This is a genomic window from Streptomyces sp. NBC_01314, assembly GCF_041435215.1.
In the GTDB taxonomy this organism is placed as follows: Bacteria; Actinomycetota; Actinomycetes; order Streptomycetales; family Streptomycetaceae; genus Streptomyces.
In genome coordinates, this window is sequence record NZ_CP108394.1 from 9,848,470 (window position 1) to 9,865,558 (window position 17,089).

The following is a 17,089-nucleotide window of genomic DNA, read 5'->3' on the forward strand; positions in this document are numbered from 1 at the left end:
CCGTATCCCAAGATCTCTGCAAGGGGAGGGCTTGGCGTGTCCGGAGTCCGGGAGTGGGTCGCGGTGGAAAAAGTGCATGGAGCGCACTTTGCGGTGGTGTGTGATGGCACGGGGGTTCGTCCGGCGAAGCGGCGTGAGCTGTTGGGCGATGATGCGCTGGATGGTTTCTTCGGCGTGAGCAGAATTTGGCCGGTGCTGTCGGTAGCGGCGGCCCGTTTCGCTTCCGCACTGCACAGTTCGTGGGGCGACGCTGCAATGGTGACGATCTACGGTGAGCTGGCCGGTGGAAGCTATCCGCACCCGGATGTTCCCGCCATCGCCGGGGCCGAGCCAGTGCAGACGGGCGTGTGGTACGCGCCGGGCCTGCAGTGGCTGCCGTTCGACGCCTCAGTCGAGACGGCCGAGGGACGCTGCTGGATCTCTGACCGTGCTCTGCGTGACGCCGCAGCCGCTGCAGGGCTCGTCTGTCCTCCAGCTCTGGGGAACGGCGCGCTGAACAAGCTCCAGGAGCTGCCGTGTGCCTTCCCCACAAGGGTCCCAGCCGTCTTTGAGCTGCCTGAGTTGGCAGACAATCTTGCCGAAGGCTACGTCCTCAAGCCAGCCGACGAATGGTCGGAGACGAAGGCTGCGTGCATAGGCATACGTCCTGTTGTCAAGGTGAAGCAAAAGTCTTTCGCGGAGGACGAGCGGTTCGACGGCGCACGTCCCTATCTGCCGCCGCCGCAGGGAGCGGCCGGGGTTCCCGCCTGGCTCCTGGCCCAGGCCTCGGCACTCCTCACCCCCGCTCGCGCGGCCGCCGTGGTCAGCAAGCTGGGCCCCCGCGCTCCGGTAGATGCTGTGGCGGAGGAGATCACACGGGATGTTTCGGAGGAGCTCGCCGAAGCGCTGGGAGGCCTAGAAGACACACTCCTACGCCCGCTGGAGCGAGCGCTTCTGCCTGGGGCGCGGTCCTTGGCGGTGTTCGATGCCAAGGACCGCCACCGTTCCCGGACAGGCAGACAAGGCACACGGTGACGGCAGGGGGAGGACGCGGTGACCCCGCAGTGCGACGGCCGTGGCGGCGGTCGACCCGGCCGGGCCGCCGCCCACGACGATCACGTCGAACTCCTCGGTCTCCACTGTCTTCCCTGTCTCGTGGTCGGGGTTCACCGCTCTCCTTCTGTTTCTGTGTTCGGCGCCGACGCGGCGCCCGCACGGCCGAGGGAATCGATCCAGGTGCGGACGGCCGCCGCCGTGGTGAGGGTGTGTTCCCGCATGAACGAGAAGTGGTCGCCGGGGACGTCGACCCGGGTGTGCGGCAGCGGCCAGGAGGTGCGCCACTCGTCCGGGGCCGCGCCCGCCGCCATCGCGGGCGTCGGCCGGGTGGCCCGGACCAGCAGGGTGGGGGTGGCGACCGGCTCCGGCTCCCAATCCAGGAACATCCGGGTGTACGCGCCCAGCGCGGCCACCCCGGTGTCCTCGTCCCCCGTGAACTGGTTTCCGCCCAGGCGCGGCGCGATCACGGCGGGCAGGGACAGCAGCCAGTCCTTGTCGCTGTTGCCGTCGTTGATGAGGTACGTGTCGAGCAGCACCTGTCCGACGGGCGGGTTCCCCATGGCTTCGAGCCGCCGGGTCACCGCATGGGCGACCGCGCCTCCGGTGCTCACGCCGACGATCACGAAGGGCCGGTCGCCGACGTGCTGTCGCACCGTCTCCGCGTGTGTCCGGGCGAGCGTGTCCCGGTCGGCCGGCACGGCACGGCCCGCCCCGATGCCGGGGTGCGGGAGTTCGAGGACGTCCAGTTCGCCCTGGAAGTGGGCGTGGAATCCGGCGAATTCACCACCGGGGGCGGCGAAGGGCGGGTGGAAGCCGTTGAGGAAGACGAGTACTGGCCCGGCTTGGGAACCGTCGGCGCGCCGCAGCGGGGCCAGGGCGTGCTCCCGGTCGGCGTCCGGGCCGAAGGTCGGCAGCGCCCAGGAAGCCGTGACCAGCATGTGCATCGCCGCGACCACCTGCCCGGCCTCGCAGACCCGCCGGTAGAGCGAGGAGAGCGTCTGCGCGGGCCGGCCCTCCGCGGGCGCGTGCTCCGGCTCCGGTGCGACGTCGGGCAGGCCGTCCAGCAGACCGAGTACGTGGCGGGCCAGCCCCTGGGCCGTCGGGTGCTCGAACACCACGGCGGCGGACAGCCTCAGCCGCAGGGCCATGCTCAGCCGGTTGCGGACCTGGACCGCCATCAGGGAGTCGAAGCCCAGCTCGGCGAAGGACTTGCCGGCCGGCAGCGCGTCAGCGTCCGGGTAGCCGAGGACCGTGGCCACGTCGGCACGCATCAACTCCGCGAGGGCGTCCTCCCGTTGGGCGGCGGGCAGCCCGGCCAGCACCTTGCGCCAGGCGCCCGGCTCCCAAAGCTGCTCCGCACCGGGCGAGGAGCCGTCACCGGCGCCCTCCCCGGTCCCGGCGGCCGGCCTGCGGGGAGGCACGAGTCCGCGCAGCGGCGGCGGCAGGAGCCCCTGGGCGGACCTGAGTGCCCCCCGGTCCAGCAGTACCGGCGCCAGCACGGGTTCGCCCGCGCGCAGCGCCGCGTCGAAGAGGGCCAGGCCCTGCTCCACGGAGAGCGCTCGGAGCACCTCACCGGCCGACCGGCGCGGGACCACCCCCGCGTCCTCATCAGCCGCACCGGCCATGCCGGCCCCGTGGTCCCACGGTCCCCAGGCCAAGGACACGGCGGGCAGCCCCAGTTGGGAACGGTGCCGGGCCAGGGCGTCCAGGAAGGCGTTCGCCGCCGCGTAGTTGCCCTGGCCGACGCGGCCCAGCAGGCCGGACACCGAGGAGAACAGGACGAACGCCGACAGGTCCAGGTCCCGGGTCAGCTCGTGCAGATGCCAGGCCGCGTCCACCTTCGGCCGCAGCACGGCCGCCATCCGCCCGGGTGTCAGCGCGGCGATGACACCGTCGTCCAGCACCCCTGCCGCATGCACCACGGCGGCCGGCGCGGGCGAGCACTCCTTGATCACCTCGGCCAGCGCGGCGCGGTCGGCCGCGTCACAGGCCACGATCCGTACCTCGGCGCCCAACTCCTCCAGCATGACGCGCAGTTCCCCGGCATTCGGCGCCTGGGGCCCCTGCCGACCGGTGAGCAGCAGATGCCGTACGCCATGGGCGGTCACGAGATGGCGGGCGACCTCCGCGCCGAGCGCGCCGGTACCGCCGGTGATCAGGACCGTGCCGTCGGGCCCGAAGCTGTCGCCCCGGGTGGAGATCTCACCGGCGCCGATCAGGCGCGGGACCGCCAAGTGCCCGTTCCGTACGGAGAGTTGGCCCTCGTCGCCGGCCGCCGCAGCGGGGAGCAGCCGCAGTGATTCCGGCCGCCCGTCCACATCGACGAGGACGACACGTCCGGGCAGCTCCGTCTGTGCGGCACGCACCAGCCCCCACACGGCGGCCCCGGCCGGATCCGGCTCGGGTGCGGTCGCGTTCCGCGTCAGCACGACCAGACGGGAGCCCGCCGTCCGAGGGTCGTCCTGCCAGTCCTGGAGGGTACGCAGCACCCTGCCGGTCAGCCGGTGTACGGCGGGGAGCGGATCGGCATCCGCCTCCGGGCCGCCGTCGACGGCCGTGACGACGACGGTGTCCGGTTCGGGGGCGTCGGTTCCCACGAGGTCGGGGAGTGCCCCGCGCAGGTCCAGCTCGTCCGGGCCGACCAGCGCCCAGCGTCCGCCGGTCACGGGTCGCCGCTCGCCCTCCGGCTCCTCGACACCGGTCCACTCGGGGCGCAGCAGGGCCCTGCGCACGGCGTCGGCCGCCGATTCGACCGTCTCGGCGGGGAGTTCACGCGTGGTCATGGAGTCCACGTGAGCCACCGGGCGTCCCGACGGGTCGGCCAGGGTGACCGTGACCGAGTCCTTCCCGCTCGGGGCGATCCGTACGCGCACCTCCGACGCACCCGTCGCGTACAGGCGTACGCCATTCCACGCGAACGGCACCCGGACCGTGCCGGAGCCGGGAGCCGAGCCCGCGAGCATCGGGGCGTGCAGGGCCGCGTCCAGCAGCGCCGGATGGATCCCGAACCGGTTGGCGTGTTCCGACTCCGCCTCGGGCAGGCGGACGTCCGCGAACATCTCGTCGCCGAGCCGCCAGACCGCCTGTACGCCCCGGAATGCCGGGCCGTAGGAGAGGCCGGCCTCCGCGAGGCTGTCGTACGCGTCGGCCAGGTCGACCTCGGTCGCGTCCTGCGGCGGCCACACCGCCGGTTCCGCCTCCGGCCGGGCGGTTTCCGTGGCGCAGAGGAGACCTGTGGCGTGCCGGGTCCAGTCGGGCTCGGAGTCGTCCGTGGCGGGCCGGGCGTGGATGTCGACCAGGCGCCTGCCGGAGTCGTCCGCCGGGCCCACGACGACCTGGACGCGAACGCCGGTGGCCGCGGGCAGGATCAGCGGGGCCAGGACCACGAGTTCGTCGAGCGTGCCGAAGCCGACCTCGTCACCCGCCCGTACGGCCATCTCCACGAACCCCGTCGCGGGGACCAGGACCCTTCCGCCGATCACATGGTCGGCGAGCCACGGGTGAGCGGTGGTGGAGAGCAGGCCGGAGAACACCGTCCGGCCGGTGTCCGGCACGGTGAACGCCGGTCCCAGCAGCGGGTGTTCGTGCGGGTCCGTGGCGGCGAAGGGAGCGCTTGGCGCGGCCAGCCAGTACCGCTGCCGTTGGAAGGCGTACGTCGGCAGATCCTCCAGGTGCCGTGCACCGCTACCCGTGAACACGACGGGCCAGTCGACGGGCGTTCCGCGCACATGGAGGCGGGCCACGGCGGTCAGCAGGCTCTTCGGTTCGGGATCGCCGGCGCGGGTGGCGGCGGCGCACACGGGGGCGGGGCCCTCGCCGTCCGGGCCGGTCAGACAGTCCTCGGCGGCGGTGGTGAGCGCCGCCCCCGGGCCGATCTCCAGGAACGCCGACACCCCGTTGTCCCCGAGCCATCGCACGGCGTCGGCGAATCGCACCGGCAGACGGGCGTGCCGCACCCAGTACTCCGGCGAACACAGTTCCCCGGCCTCGGCCGGGCGGCCCGACACGGCCGAGACGACCGGGATCCGCGGCGGCCGGAACGTCAGCCCCTCGGCGACCCGGCGGAAGTCGTCGAGCATCGGTTCCACGAGTGGGGAGTGGAAGGCGTGACCGACCCGCAGCCGAACGGTCCTGCGACCTCGCGCCTCGAATCCGGCCGCCACGGCCAGCACGGCGTTCTCCGCTCCCGAAATCACCACCGCACGAGGTCCGTTGACCGAGGCGATCGCCACCTGGCCGTCGAACGTGGGGAGTTCGGCGAGGACTTCCTCCTCCGTCGCGTGCAGCGCCACCATCGCCCCGCCGCCCGGCAGGGCGTGCATCAACCGACCCCGGGCCGCGACGAGTTCCGCCGCGTCGGCCAGGTCCAGCACTCCGGCGACATGGGCGGCCGCCAGTTCCCCCACGGAGTGCCCGGCCAGGAAGTCGGGGCGTACTCCCCAGGACTCCAGCAGCCGGAACAGTGCCACCTCGAACGCGAACAGGCCGGCCTGGGTGAAGTCCGTACGGTCGAGCACGGCGGCCTCCGGCGTGCCCGACTCCGCGGACAGCACCACGTCGAGAGGGTGCTGCAGACGGCCGTCCAGTGCCCGGCAGACCTCCTCGAACGCCGAGTCGAAGGCGGGGAAGGCGGCACGCAACTCCGCACCCATATGGGCACGTTGAGAGCCCTGGCCGGTGAACAGGAAGGCTGTACGGACGCCGGGATCGGCGACGGCACGCCCCGCTCCCGTACCGTCGGCGAGCGCCTCCAGCGCGCTCAGCATCCGTGCCCGGTCGTCGGCCGGAACCATCGCCCGGTGGGCGAGCGGGGACCTCGGCACGGCGAGGGAGACACCGACGTCGGTGGGCGACAGGTGGGGCCGGGACGCCAGGTGGGCGGCGAGACGTCGGGCCTGGGAGCGCAGGGCGACCTCGTCGGCGCCGGACAGTAGCCAGGGCACCGGGACCTGTGTGGTGCTCGGTCCGGTGTCGGGCCGCTGAGGGGGCTCCTCCAGGATCACATGGGCGTTGGTCCCGCTGATGCCGAACGCGGACACCCCGGCCCGGCGTGGCCGGGAGCCCGTCACCGGCCAGGGGCGGGACTCGGCCAGCAGTTCCACCCGGCCCGCCGACCAGTCGACGTGCGGGCTGGGTTCCGCCGCGTACAGCGAGCGCGGGAGCTGCTCGTGGCGCATGGCCTGCACCATCTTGATGACCCCGGCGACACCGGCGGCGGCCTGGGTGTGTCCCAGGTTGGACTTGACCGAGCCCAGCCACAGCGGCGGCCGGTCCCCGGCCCGCCCCTGTCCGTAGGTGGCCAGCAGGGCGCTCGCCTCGACGGGGTCACCCAGCGTGGTGCCCGTACCGTGCGCCTCCACCACGTCCACGTCGTCAGCGCCGAGCCCGGCGTCGGTCAACGCCCTGGTGATCAGGCGCTGTTGGGCCTGGCCGTTCGGTGCCGTCAGGCCGTTGGACGCGCCGTCGGAGTTGACGGCGGAGCCGCGCAGCACGGCCAGGACGGGGTGGCCGTTCCGGCGGGCGTCGGACAACCGCTCCAGCAGCACAAGGCCCGCGCCCTCGCCCCAGGAGGTGCCGTCCGCCGAGGCCGAGAACGACTTGCAGCGGCCATCGGGCGACAGAGCGCGATGTCGGCTGAAAGCCGTGAACGCCTTGGGAGTCGCCATCACGGTGACACCCCCGGCCAGGGCCAGGGAACACTCGCCGGAGCGCAGCGCCCGCGCCGCCCAGTGCAGGGCCACCAGCGAGGACGAGCACGCGGTGTCGAGCGTGATCGACGGCCCGCGCAGGCCGTACACGTACGAGATCCGGCCGGAGGCCACGCTGCCCGCCGAGCCCAGGGCCAGATGGGCCTCCAGCTCGTGCCTGTCCAAGCGCGTGGAGTAGTCGCCGTGCATCACGCCGACGAACACACCCGTGTCGCTCTCGCGCAGCGCCGCCTGGGAGATGCCCGCCCGCTCCCACACCTCCCACGAGGTCTCCAGCAGCAGTCGCTGCTGCGGGTCCATGGCCAGTGCCTCCCGCGGTGAGATCCCGAACAGGCCCGCGTCGAACTCGGCGGCCCGGTGCAGGAATCCGCCGCTGCGGGTGTACGACGTGCCGACCCGGTCCGGGTCAGGGTCGTACAGGGCGGCCAGGTCCCAGCCCCGGTCGGTGGGGAAGCCCGAGACCACGTCCCGGCCCTCCGCCACCAGGTCCCACAGATCCTCGGGGGAGTACACGTCCCCGGGGTAACGGCAGCCCATGGCGACGATCACCACAGGGTCGTCCGCTTCCGTCGCGGAGCCGAGGCGCGGCACAGGTACGGGCGCCGGGGTGAAGAGGATGTCGTGCACGTGCCGGGTCAGGGCGTCCGGCGTGGGATGGTCGAAGACCAGCGTCGACGGGAGCCGCAGCCCGGTCGCCTCGCCGAGCCGCTCGATCAGCGTGACGGCTCCCTCGGACGTCAGCCCGAGATCGGTGAACGGGCGGTCGGCGTCGAGCCGTTCGTGCGGACCGTCGGCGTCGAGTCCTTCGTACGATCCGTCGCCGCACACCGCGGACGTCTGCGCGAGTACCGCCTCGCGCAGGGCGCGTTCCCTCCCCTCCGGCGGGAGAGCGAGCAGGCGTCGGCGCAGGGCACCGTCGGTCGCCGTCGGGGAGGCGGGGCGGACCTCGGGTACCGGTCGGGCCAGGTCCGGCAGGACCGCGTGGCGGGTGATCTTGCCGGACGCCGTACGCGGGACGGCCGCGATCTCGTGGATCTCGACGGGCAGCTTGTACGCGGCCAGCCGCTTCCGGCACGCGGCCAGTATCCGCCGAGGGTCGAACCCGTCCGGTCCCGGAACGACGTACGCCACCGGGACCTCGCCGAGGACGTCGTGCGGCCTGCCCACCACCACCGCGTCCCGCACGCCGGGACAGTGCAGCAGGGCCTGCTCGATCTCGGTGGGGTGGATGTTCTCCCCGCCCCGGATGATCAGCTCGCTGACCCGGCCGGTGAGGGCGAGATGCCCGTGCGCGACGCGTCGCCCCAGGTCACCGGTGCGGTACCAGCCGTCCCGCAGCGCGGACGCCGTCGCCTCGGGCCGGCGGTGATAGCCGGTCATCAGACTCGGCCCACGCGCCCAGATCTCGCCCTCGTCGCCGTCCGCGACATCGTTGCCGGAGCCCGGATCGACCAGCCGTACGTCCATCCCCGGGACCGGCAGCCCACAGGACCCGTCGACCCTCGACCCGTCCGGCCGGTTCACCGCGATCATCCCGCAGGTCTCGGTACTGCCGTACGCGTCGAGCAGCGGCGCCCCCAGCAGGTCCTCCACCGCCCGTCGCAGGGCCGGCGCGCTCGGGGCGCCCGCCACGACACACGTCCGCAGAGCAGGTACGGGCGAGGTGTCCTCGGCCGCCGACGCCACCAGCTGGTGGTACACGGCGGGCACCCCGGCCAGGGCGGTGTAGGAGCCGCCCAGGGATGCGCGAGGCGTGCGCAGCTCCCTCAACAGGCCGCCGGGAGGCAGCAGTTCGCCGGTGATCCGCGCGCTCGCGCCGACCGCGGTGACCCCCAGGATCGCCAGCGAGTGCCCGAAGCTGTGGAACAGCGGGAGCGGCCAGAGCAGCCGGTCCTCGGGGGAGAGCCCGAAGATCGGCGTGTAGCAGGCCGCCACCGACCACAGGGCCGCACGCTGCGTGGACAGCACGCCCTTGGGCCGATGGGTGGTGCCGGAGGTGTAGAGCATCCAGGCCGGCTCGTCGAGCCCGAGATCGTCGCGGGGCGGCACGGCGGGCTCCGCCTCGGCCACCTCCTCGAAGAGGACCGTGCCGTCGGGGGCGTCCGACGGCACGGGATCCGTGCCGGTGAGCAGGACGCGCGTACGGTCGTGCAGGCCCCCCGCGCGGTTCAGGCGGGCCAGGTGCGCGCGGTCGGTGACGACGACCGAGGCCCCGCTGTCCTCCAGGAAATGGGCCAGTTCGGCGTCCGAGGACCGGGGGTTGAGGGGCACGCCGACCGCACCCGCCCGGACACCGGCGAGGACGCTCTCCACCATCTCCACACGGTTGCCCAGCAGGATCGCGACCCGGTCCCCGCGCCGCACACCCGCCCCCGCGAGATACGCGGCCAGCCGACCGGTGCGCCGCTCCAACTCCGCGTAGGTGACGTCCCGTTCGTCGTCGGCGTACGCCACCCGCGACGGTGACCTCTCGGCGTGCGCCTTCAACAGTTCGGGCAGCGGCCGGATCAGCTCGTCGCGCGTCATGTACCCGCCCCTCCGGCACGTGGCGCAGCACGGCCCGTTGTCAATCCCCTTGCAGAGCAACGGTATTGATCGTAAAGGCAGGTCGGCCGGTGATCGAATGTGTCGACGACCGGTGTCGTGTCACGCCTGTCAGATCTGTCTGGTCTGTCCGCAGTGCAGCGCGGCGTCAGCCGCCGCCGTCGTCCAGGTCCGCGCAGCACCCGTAGCTCCTGGCCGGCGAGCTCCATCTCGTACAGCTTGCCCCGCGCGTTCTCGAAGCGGCGGTGGAGCTGGGGGCCGTCGGTGATAGAGGGCGCGAGCTGGTTCGGTACGCCGGCGGGGCGCCCTCGGGCTCATCGGCTGCCCGCTGCGCCTCCACCTGCCTCAACCTGCCGACCGCAACGAGCTGAGAGACCGCGTCCGGGACGCCGAGAGCGCCGGGGCCGCCCATTGCACGCACCAGTAGGAGCGCCCGTCCTCCGGCCCGGTAGCGTCCGGTCGCGGCACGCCGAGGACGCTGTCGGGTCCGAGGAACTCCGCCTTCGGGGCCAGGCGGGCGTTCCTCCACTCCGTGGTGACCGTGGCGCGCCGGCTCGGGCACTCTTCGCCAACCGTCACGCTTCGTTACTACGCCCCCTTCCTTCCGGAGGACGGAAGGAAGGGACGCACCGTCATTGACGGACTGCTGGGGAGGCAGGGGAATCGGTCTGCCGGTCGAAACTCCCCAGATTCTCCCCAGGGCTGATCGCGGCCGATTCCGAGACGGTGTGCCGGGTACGCGGGCTGCCGTTGTCGTGCCCGGCTCGCCGCTCCGACGGATCGTGGTCACCGGCCGCGCGGGTGGCTGCCTCGCCCGTGGCGGGTGAGGCGCCGGCAGGGCTTCTGAGCTGCGATGGAGGTGGCGGCCGGTCGGCGGCCGGTCGCCTCCGGACCACCCCCACCGGGGTTCCGGGCCGACTCGGCGTGGAGGACACCGTGAAGCAGTGGCGGGCTCTGATCGTCCTGGGGACGGCCCAGTTCCTGATGGTTCTGGACACGTCCGTCATGAACGTCTCCATCAGCCAACTGGTCGAGGACTTCGACACCGAGGTCACCGCCATCCAGGCTGTCATCACGCTGTACGCGCTGGTCATGGCCGCCTTCATGATCATCGGCGGCAGACTCGGCGACCTCCTCGGCCGCCGTCGGCTCTTCTTCCTCGGCCTCGTGGTCTACGGCATCGGCTCGGCCCTGACCGCCGTGGCACCCACCCTGTGGGTCCTCGCGCTGGGCTGGTCGGTCATCGAAGGCCTCGGAGCGGCCATGGTGCTGCCGGCCATGGCCGCCCTCGTGGCCGAGTCCTACCGGGGCAAGGACCGGGCCGTCGCCTACGGAGTCATCGGCGGACTGGCCGGCGCGGGGATCGCGGTCGGCCCGCTGCTGGGCGGCTGGGTGACGACATACCTCACCTGGCGCCTGGTCTTCGCCGGTGAGGTCGTGGTGGTCGTCGCCGTCCTGTGCTTCCGCCGCGTGATCACCGAAGCCCCGCGGACCGGCCCACGCCCCGCGATGGACGGCGTCGGCGCCGCGCTGTCGGCGGCCGGCCTCGGACTGGGCGTGCTCGGTGTGCTGCAGAGCGGCACCTGGGGCTGGGTGCAGCCCCGCAACCCGCCCTTCACCGTCATGGGCTTCGCGCCGACCCTGTTCGTCATCGGCGCCGGAGGGCTCGTCCTGGCCGCCTTCGCGCACTGGGAGCACCGACGGGTCGCCCACGGCACCGACCCCCTCGTTCACCTGCCCCTGCTGCGTCGGCCGGCACTGCGTTCGGGTCTGTCGGTCCTGCTCTGCCAGAACCTCATCCTGCTCGGGCTGTTCTTCACCATCCCGCTCTATCTGCAGGTCGTGCAGGGCTTCGACGCCTTCCAGACCGGACTGCGGCTGCTCCCGGTGTCCGTCACCATGCTCGCCGCCTCCTTGATCGCCTCCCGGCTGGGCCGGGTGGCGGGACCGCGCCGGGTGGTGCGACTGGCCCTGGCGACCCTGGTCGCGGCCATCGTGTGGTTGCTGGCCACCATCGACCCCGTCATCGACGACACCCAGTTCGCCCTGGCCATGGCCCTGCTCGGCGTGGGCATGGGACTGCTCGCCTCGCAACTGGGCAACGTCGTGCAGTCCAGCGTGGGCGAGGAGGAACGCAGTGAGGTCGGGGGCCTGCAGTTCACGGCCCAGAACCTGGGTTCCGCCCTGGGCACCGCGCTCATCGGATCGCTGCTCATCGGCTCCCTCGCCCATGCCTTCACCGCGCAGGTGGAGGACGACCCGAGGCTGTCGCAGGAGGCCAAGCAGCAGACGAGTGTCGCGCTGGAGGCCGGGATCAGCTTCGTCCCCACCGACCAGGTGCGGACGGCGGCCGAGCGCGCCGGGCTGCCGCCGTCCGAGGTCGACGCCGTCGCCGACTCCTACGCGTCGGCCCAGCTGGACGGCCTGAAGGCGGCCATCCTCGCCACCGGTGGCATCACGCTCGCCGCCTTCCTGGTCACCTCGCGGCTGCCGAGCGGGCAGACGGACCGTACGCGACCGTCCGGAACGGGCCGCTCGAAGCCACCCGGCACCGGCGGCACCCCGGCCGCCGCACGCGGCTCGACGCACTCGGACGGCAGTTGAGACGGCAGCCACCACGGCGACCGAGGCGGCGATGAGACGGCAACAGCGACGGCCTTGGAGAAGGCGACTGGGGCGGCGGAGCGAGACAGCGGCCGGGACGGTGGCGCGAGACGGCGGTCGGCCGCGTCCGAGCCGGCGCCCCGGAAGCGCGGCCCGACGCGCTGCCCCCGGTGAGGAGGCCGAGACGATGTCCGCGACCGAGCCTGTCACGTCCGGTACCGAGCGCGGCGCCGAGCGCCGGGCACGTGCCGACTACACCGGCGGTGTCTACGGATCCATGCTCGCCTCCTCCGTGCTCATCGGCGCGGGCACCCTGGGCGTCTACCCCCGCCTGGAACTCGTCCTCCTGCTGCTGCTCACCGGCCTGGTGTTCTGGATCGCGCATGTGCACGCCCAGTTGTTCGGGGCACGGCTGGCGCAGCGGGGCCTGGACCGCCGGATCGTGCTGGAGGTGTGCCGTGACGAGTGGCCGATCGTCAACGCCGCCCTCCCACCGGCAGCCGCCGTGGCCGTCAGCCCTGCTCTCGGCCTCGATGTGTCAGGAGCCCTGTGGCTGGCGCTCTCGGTGGCCGTGGCAGAACAGGTGGGCTGGTCGGCGGCCGCGGCCCGCCGGGCCGACGCCTCGTGGAGGCTGGTCGCCGCCACCGCCTCGGTGAACCTGCTGCTCGGCCTCCTGATCATCGCGTTCAAGCTCTATCTGACTCATTGACCCCTGCCCGCCGACCGCCTGCCCGCCGCCTCACCTTCCCGGGGTGAAGCCCCGCCGGTGCTCCGGGACGGACGATCGCAGAGAAGGCGCACGGACTGGATCGCAGGGACTGGAACGCAGGGACCAGATCGCAGGGACCAGATCGCAGACGAGGGGCCGCGGCCCGCCCGTACGAGGCCATGGGGGAACATCGCTCATGCGCTACGAGATCCGCGTCGACGGACAGCTGTCGAAGGCGCTGACCAGCGCCTTCCCCGAGCTGGACCATGTGGAGATGTCCGGCCACACCGTCCTGTTCGGGCACGTCGTCGACGAGGCGCACCTGTACGGGTTGCTCGCCCGCTGCCAGTCCCTGGGCCTGCGGGTCCTGGAGATGCGCCAGCTGCCCGAGTGAGCGACGCCCTCACCCGAGCGGGCAGGAGCCCACGGCCGGAGCCCACTGCCGGAGCGGGCAGGAGCCCGCTGCCGGAGTGGGCCGGAGCCGACCAGTGGTTCAGAGGCTCTCCGCCGGTGGTTCAGAGGCTCTCCGCGCGGATCCTGCCCGTGCGCGCGGCGACGCCCAGCGCGTCGAAGTCCCGCTCGTTCCGGTCGGCGTAGGCCTGCGCGAACTCGGCGAGCGCGCGGTCGAAGCGGTCGCTGCCGCCGAGGTAGGCGGCGATGGCGACGGGGTCGCCGGAGCGGGCGTGGGCCCGCGCCAGGCTGGCCCCGCACAGCCGGGCGAAGAGCCGCAGCAGACCGGGATCCATGGTCTCCGGCTGCGCTATGCCCTTCCAGTCGCGCAACTGCCGTACGTAGAAGTCCCGTTCGCGTCCGTCGAGACCGACGACGTGGGTCCAGCCCAGGAAGATGTCACTGGTCGTCTGGATCAGCCGCTGCCCCGACACCACACGGCGGCCCTGGTTGTCGTAGCGGTCGCCGCCGAGCTGGGCGGAGAGGACGGACGGCTGCGCCTCCTTGGCCTGGAGCAGCAGCGGGTCGGTGTCGTCGCGGCCGAGCAGCAGCACGATCCAGCAGCGCGTTCCGACGCTGCCGACGCCCACCACCTTCCGGGCCATGTCGGCGACGTGGTAGTGGCGCAGCAGATGCCGGCGCTCGGACGACAGGGTCCGTACGTACTGGTCCAGGACGTGGTGGAGCTCCTTTTCCTGACCCTCGCCGGAGGAGTCCGCCAGCAGGTCCCGGAGCGGGGTGATCAGCGGCGGGTCAGGTGCGATCAGCCGGCCCTCGGCCGTGACCCGGGTGAGTTTCTCGAAGGCCTGGAGATGGGTGCGCGTCCGGGCCTTCGCCGTCGCCTCGGCGGTACGGCGTCTGCTCTCCTTGTCCATCGACGAGGCCATCAGCTCCCGCAGCCGGTCGGCGTCGTCCTGTGCGTACCAGATGTCCAGGGTGCGCATGCCGGCGAACTCGCGCATCCGCCGTCGGTACGCCTTCACGCAGGCCCGCACCGCGCTGTTCTGCTCCTCGACCGGGAAACCGTTGGCCCGGCCCGCGATCGCGAAGCTGACCGCCAGCCGCTTCACATCCCATTCGAACGGCCCGGCCAGCGTCTCGTCGAAGTCGTTGATGTCGAAGACGAGATGCCGTTCGGGTGAGGCCAGCAGCCGGAAGTTGAGGAGATGGGCGTCACCGCAGAGCTGCACCGTCAGGCCGGTGTTGGGCAGAGGCCCGAGGTCCGATGCCATGATCGCGGCCGCGCCCCGGTAGAAGCGGAACGGCGATTCGAGCATGCGGCCGTAGCGGATCGGCACCAACTCCTGCAGTCGGGTGACCGACTGACGCTCTATCACCTCGATCGGGTCGGTTCGTCCGGCGTCCGCGTCCGCCTCGAACCAGCCGTGACAGGACCGAGAGGCGCGCGTGCGCGCGTCGCGTCCGTACGCCGCTCTCTCGGGCACGGACAGCGACGCCGAGAATGCGCTCGACAACGTCATGACACATACCTCCTGATCCGCCGGCCAGGCATATCCCACCTCACCGCGCCCGAGGCGCTCGGGGATCACCCGCCGGGGGTGATCCGGCGGGCGGAGCGCGGCGGGACGCTGGCCCGGTGATGTCACCGCACACCGTCGCGCGCCGACGGTGCGAAGCGGCCCGCTCGGCCGCGAGGAGGAGCCATGACCGAGTCCCGTGGCCCGGAACCGCGTACCCGGACGGACGACCGGCCCGGCGGGGCCGCCGGGCCGGTCGGAACGGGCGCCATGCCCCGTGGGGCGGCGCCCGGAGGCCTGGGTGACCCGGCGGAGACGCTGGCGCGGGTCGGCCGGTCCTGGAAATGGATCCTCGGCGCGGCGCTGGCCACGCTGGTGCCGGGCATCGTCGTCCTGGTCTGGCCTGACGAGACCCTGCACGTCCTCGCGGTCCTCATCGGCCTGTACCTGCTCGCGATCGGCGCGTTCCGGTTCGTCGACGTCTTCGCCCGGGAGGAACCGGGCGAGCGGCTGACGGGGCTGCTCCTCGCCCTGCTGTACGTCCTGGCCGGTGTGCTCTGCCTGCGGAACCCACTGCAGACGATCGCGGCGCTCTCGCTGATCGTCGGGATCGTCTGGCTGGCGACCGGCATTCTCACCCTCCACACCGCCCTCGCCGCCAAGGAACTGCCCCACCGCGGGTTCGTCCTCGTCGCCGCGGTGCTCGGCATCGTCGCGGGGATCGTGGTGCTGGCCCTGCCGACCGAGTCCGCCACGGCGCTGACCCGGCTGCTCGGCCTGTGGCTCGTCCTGCTCGGTCTGGGTGAGGCGGCGGTCGCCCTCGCCTGGCGGGCCGCCCTCCACCGGGCGGACCCGACGGATTCACGGGGGCCGACCGCCGGCACCGCCTGAACCCCCAGCCTGACGGAGGAGGGGCCATGGCCGAGAGCAAGGATGCCGTACTGCCCCACTCCGGACCGGGCGGCGAAAGCGGCTCGGGCGCCGGAGCGGGGCACACGCTGAGCGCCGGGGAGCGTGCCGAGTACGAGCGGCTGCGCCGGCACGCGGGCGTACGCCACCGGCGGCTGCGCAAGGTGGGTGCAGCCGTCCTGCTGGTGGTGCCCCTGCTCCTCGCTCCCCTCGCCGTCGTCGCGGCCCGGGTGCACGCCGCCTATCTGTACGGCCCGGGGCGGGTCGCCCGCCGGGTGCGGGCCCTGGCCCGGCGCGGCACCACGGCGGCCGGGCGGGCGCTGCGTGGCGCCGGGGTGAGCACCGGGCGGACCGGACGCCGGCTCGCCGCCCACCCTCGCTGGACCAGCGGCATCGTGCTCGGGGCGGGCGCCCTGGCGCTCCTGCTGTGGAACCGTCCCACGGTCGGCGGGGCAGTCCTCGTCGCCGTCCTGGTCCTGGTCCTGGTCCTGGTCGTGGTCGTGGTCGTGCTGGCGGTCGTGGCGGTGCTCGCCGCCGCCGCGGACCCCCCGGACGAGTCAGGTCTCACCCGCCCGGGGTGAGGCCGCCCGGCCCTTGCCGTGGGCACGCTGAGAGTGGCGCCGAGCACGGTGCCTTGGGCGGGCCTGGAACGGCAGAACACCTGCCGGGCGGTCGCCCGGGACGGGAGGAATGAGATGAGTGGTCAGACGTACCTCGCGTACGACTACCCGCTGCTGAGCGTCTTCTGGTCCATGCTGTGGCTGTTCCTGTGGATCATGTGGTTCGTGCTGCTCTTCCGGATCGTCGTCGACATCTTCCGCGACGACGACATGAGCGGCGGGGCCAAGGCGGGCTGGCTGGCCTTCACGGTCCTGCTGCCGTTCCTGGGTGTGTTCGTCTATGTGATCGCCCGTGGCAAGAACATGGGCCGCCGTGAGGTGGCGCAGGCGCATGCGCAGCAGGCGGCCTTCGACTCCTACATCCGCGAGGCGGCCAAGGGCGGCGGCGGGCACCCCAGCAGTGTCGACGAACTCGCCAAACTGTCCGAAATCCGCTCGCGAGGTGACATCACGGACGACGAATACCGCCGCGCGAAGGAACTGGTCCTGAGCGGCCACGGCCCCTCGGCCCGCACGGGCGCGGGCTCGTCCGCCGCCGGGCGCTGAGCACACCGCACGACACCGAATCGAGGCATCGGTATGACCGCCACACACACCGGCCACATGCGTTCGACCAAGCGGTCGCGGCCCTTCGCCGAGGGACTGACGGTCTTCGCGGCCATCATGCTCATGATCGCGGGCGTCCTCGGTATCTGCCGGGGCATCATGGCCATCGCCGAGGACGACGTCTTCGTCACGACCCGCAACTACGTCTTCGAGTTCGACCTCACCGGCTGGGGCTGGGTCCACCTCGCCCTCGGTGCCGTGGCCGTCCTCGTCAGCCTGGGCCTCTTCCAGGCGTCCCTGTGGGCCCGCGTCGCCGGCATCGCCATCGCCGGCCTCATCATCATCGCCAACTTCCTGTCCCTGCCGTACTACCCCGTCTGGTCCATCGTGATGATCGCCTTCTCGGGCTTCATCATCTGGGCCCTGTGCGTGGTCAAGCGGGACGATTCCGCGGACTCGCTCCGCTGACCCGGCGGGACGGTGAGT

10 protein-coding genes and 1 pseudogene are annotated in these 17,089 nt (G+C 72.5%); 8 read left to right on the forward strand and 3 right to left on the reverse strand.

All coding sequences use genetic code 11. The features are described from left to right. Positions 1 to 36: 36 nt before the first annotated feature. On the forward strand, positions 37 to 1,014 hold the full coding sequence (locus OG622_RS43325) for an RNA ligase family protein (RefSeq protein WP_371582369.1): 978 nt from the start codon (positions 37 to 39) through the stop codon (positions 1,012 to 1,014). A 131-nt stretch (positions 1,015 to 1,145) separates the two neighbouring features. Here OG622_RS43325 and OG622_RS43330 read toward each other — a convergent pair whose 3' ends face one another. Both OG622_RS43330 and OG622_RS43335 read right to left on the reverse strand, forming a co-directional pair. Beyond that, complete coding sequence (locus OG622_RS43330) at positions 1,146 to 9,269, reverse strand: SDR family NAD(P)-dependent oxidoreductase (RefSeq protein ID WP_371582370.1); 8,124 nt, start codon at positions 9,267 to 9,269, stop codon at positions 1,146 to 1,148. Then, a pseudogene (locus tag OG622_RS43335) lies at positions 9,266 to 9,538 on the reverse strand (hypothetical protein); the annotation flags it as partial. The gene OG622_RS43330 and the pseudogene OG622_RS43335, both read right to left, overlap by 4 nt. A 685-nt stretch (positions 9,539 to 10,223) precedes the next feature. Between OG622_RS43335 and OG622_RS43340 the strand changes: the two are divergent. The 3 genes from OG622_RS43340 (at position 10,224) to OG622_RS43350 (ending at position 12,994) form a co-directional block, all read left to right on the forward strand. Then, positions 10,224 to 11,891, forward strand: coding sequence for an MFS transporter (locus OG622_RS43340; protein ID WP_371582371.1), 1,668 nt, complete (start codon positions 10,224 to 10,226; stop codon positions 11,889 to 11,891). 187 nt (positions 11,892 to 12,078) lie between these two features. Then, entirely contained in the window at positions 12,079 to 12,600 is a 522-nt protein-coding gene (locus tag OG622_RS43345) for a hypothetical protein (RefSeq protein ID WP_371582373.1), read from the forward strand. A gap of 196 nt (positions 12,601 to 12,796) precedes the next feature. Beyond that, positions 12,797 to 12,994, forward strand: a complete 198-nt coding sequence (locus OG622_RS43350) for a hypothetical protein (protein ID WP_037690953.1) — start codon at positions 12,797 to 12,799, stop codon at positions 12,992 to 12,994. Positions 12,995 to 13,115: 121 nt separating this feature from the next. On the opposite strand, the gene OG622_RS43355 is transcribed toward OG622_RS43350, so the two are convergent. Continuing rightward, on the reverse strand, positions 13,116 to 14,531 hold the full coding sequence (locus OG622_RS43355; RefSeq protein WP_371582376.1) for a DUF2252 domain-containing protein: 1,416 nt from the start codon (positions 14,529 to 14,531) through the stop codon (positions 13,116 to 13,118). 183 nt (positions 14,532 to 14,714) lie between these two features. Between OG622_RS43355 and OG622_RS43360 the strand changes: the two genes are divergently transcribed. From OG622_RS43360 to OG622_RS43375, 4 genes are all read left to right on the forward strand, one after another. Then, positions 14,715 to 15,419 (forward strand): HdeD family acid-resistance protein, encoded by a 705-nt coding sequence (locus tag OG622_RS43360; RefSeq protein ID WP_371582377.1) that lies wholly within the window; start codon positions 14,715 to 14,717, stop codon positions 15,417 to 15,419. A 26-nt stretch (positions 15,420 to 15,445) separates the two neighbouring features. After that, positions 15,446 to 16,018: a hypothetical protein gene (locus OG622_RS43365; RefSeq protein WP_371582379.1), complete on the forward strand. Its 573-nt coding sequence runs from the start codon at positions 15,446 to 15,448 to the stop codon at positions 16,016 to 16,018. A 114-nt stretch (positions 16,019 to 16,132) separates the two neighbouring features. Next, a complete protein-coding gene (locus OG622_RS43370; protein WP_371582381.1) occupies positions 16,133 to 16,603 on the forward strand; it encodes an SHOCT domain-containing protein in 471 nt (156 codons plus the stop codon). Positions 16,604 to 16,636: 33 nt separating this feature from the next. Continuing rightward, positions 16,637 to 17,071, forward strand: a complete 435-nt coding sequence (locus OG622_RS43375; protein ID WP_371582383.1) for a hypothetical protein — start codon at positions 16,637 to 16,639, stop codon at positions 17,069 to 17,071. The last annotated feature ends 18 nt before the right edge of the window (positions 17,072 to 17,089 follow it).

Coding starts and splice junctions, on each gene's coding strand:
- OG622_RS43375 (WP_371582383.1), top strand. CDS start 16,637: ATGACCGCCACACACACCGGCCACATGCGTTCGACCAAGCGGTCGCGG.
- OG622_RS43360 (WP_371582377.1), top strand. CDS start 14,715: ATGACCGAGTCCCGTGGCCCGGAACCGCGTACCCGGACGGACGACCGG.
- OG622_RS43345 (WP_371582373.1), top strand. CDS start 12,079: ATGTCCGCGACCGAGCCTGTCACGTCCGGTACCGAGCGCGGCGCCGAG.
- OG622_RS43370 (WP_371582381.1), top strand. CDS start 16,133: ATGAGTGGTCAGACGTACCTCGCGTACGACTACCCGCTGCTGAGCGTC.
- OG622_RS43330 (WP_371582370.1), bottom strand. CDS start 9,269: ATGACGCGCGACGAGCTGATCCGGCCGCTGCCCGAACTGTTGAAGGCG.
- OG622_RS43350 (WP_037690953.1), top strand. CDS start 12,797: ATGCGCTACGAGATCCGCGTCGACGGACAGCTGTCGAAGGCGCTGACC.
- OG622_RS43355 (WP_371582376.1), bottom strand. CDS start 14,531: ATGACGTTGTCGAGCGCATTCTCGGCGTCGCTGTCCGTGCCCGAGAGA.
- OG622_RS43365 (WP_371582379.1), top strand. CDS start 15,446: ATGGCCGAGAGCAAGGATGCCGTACTGCCCCACTCCGGACCGGGCGGC.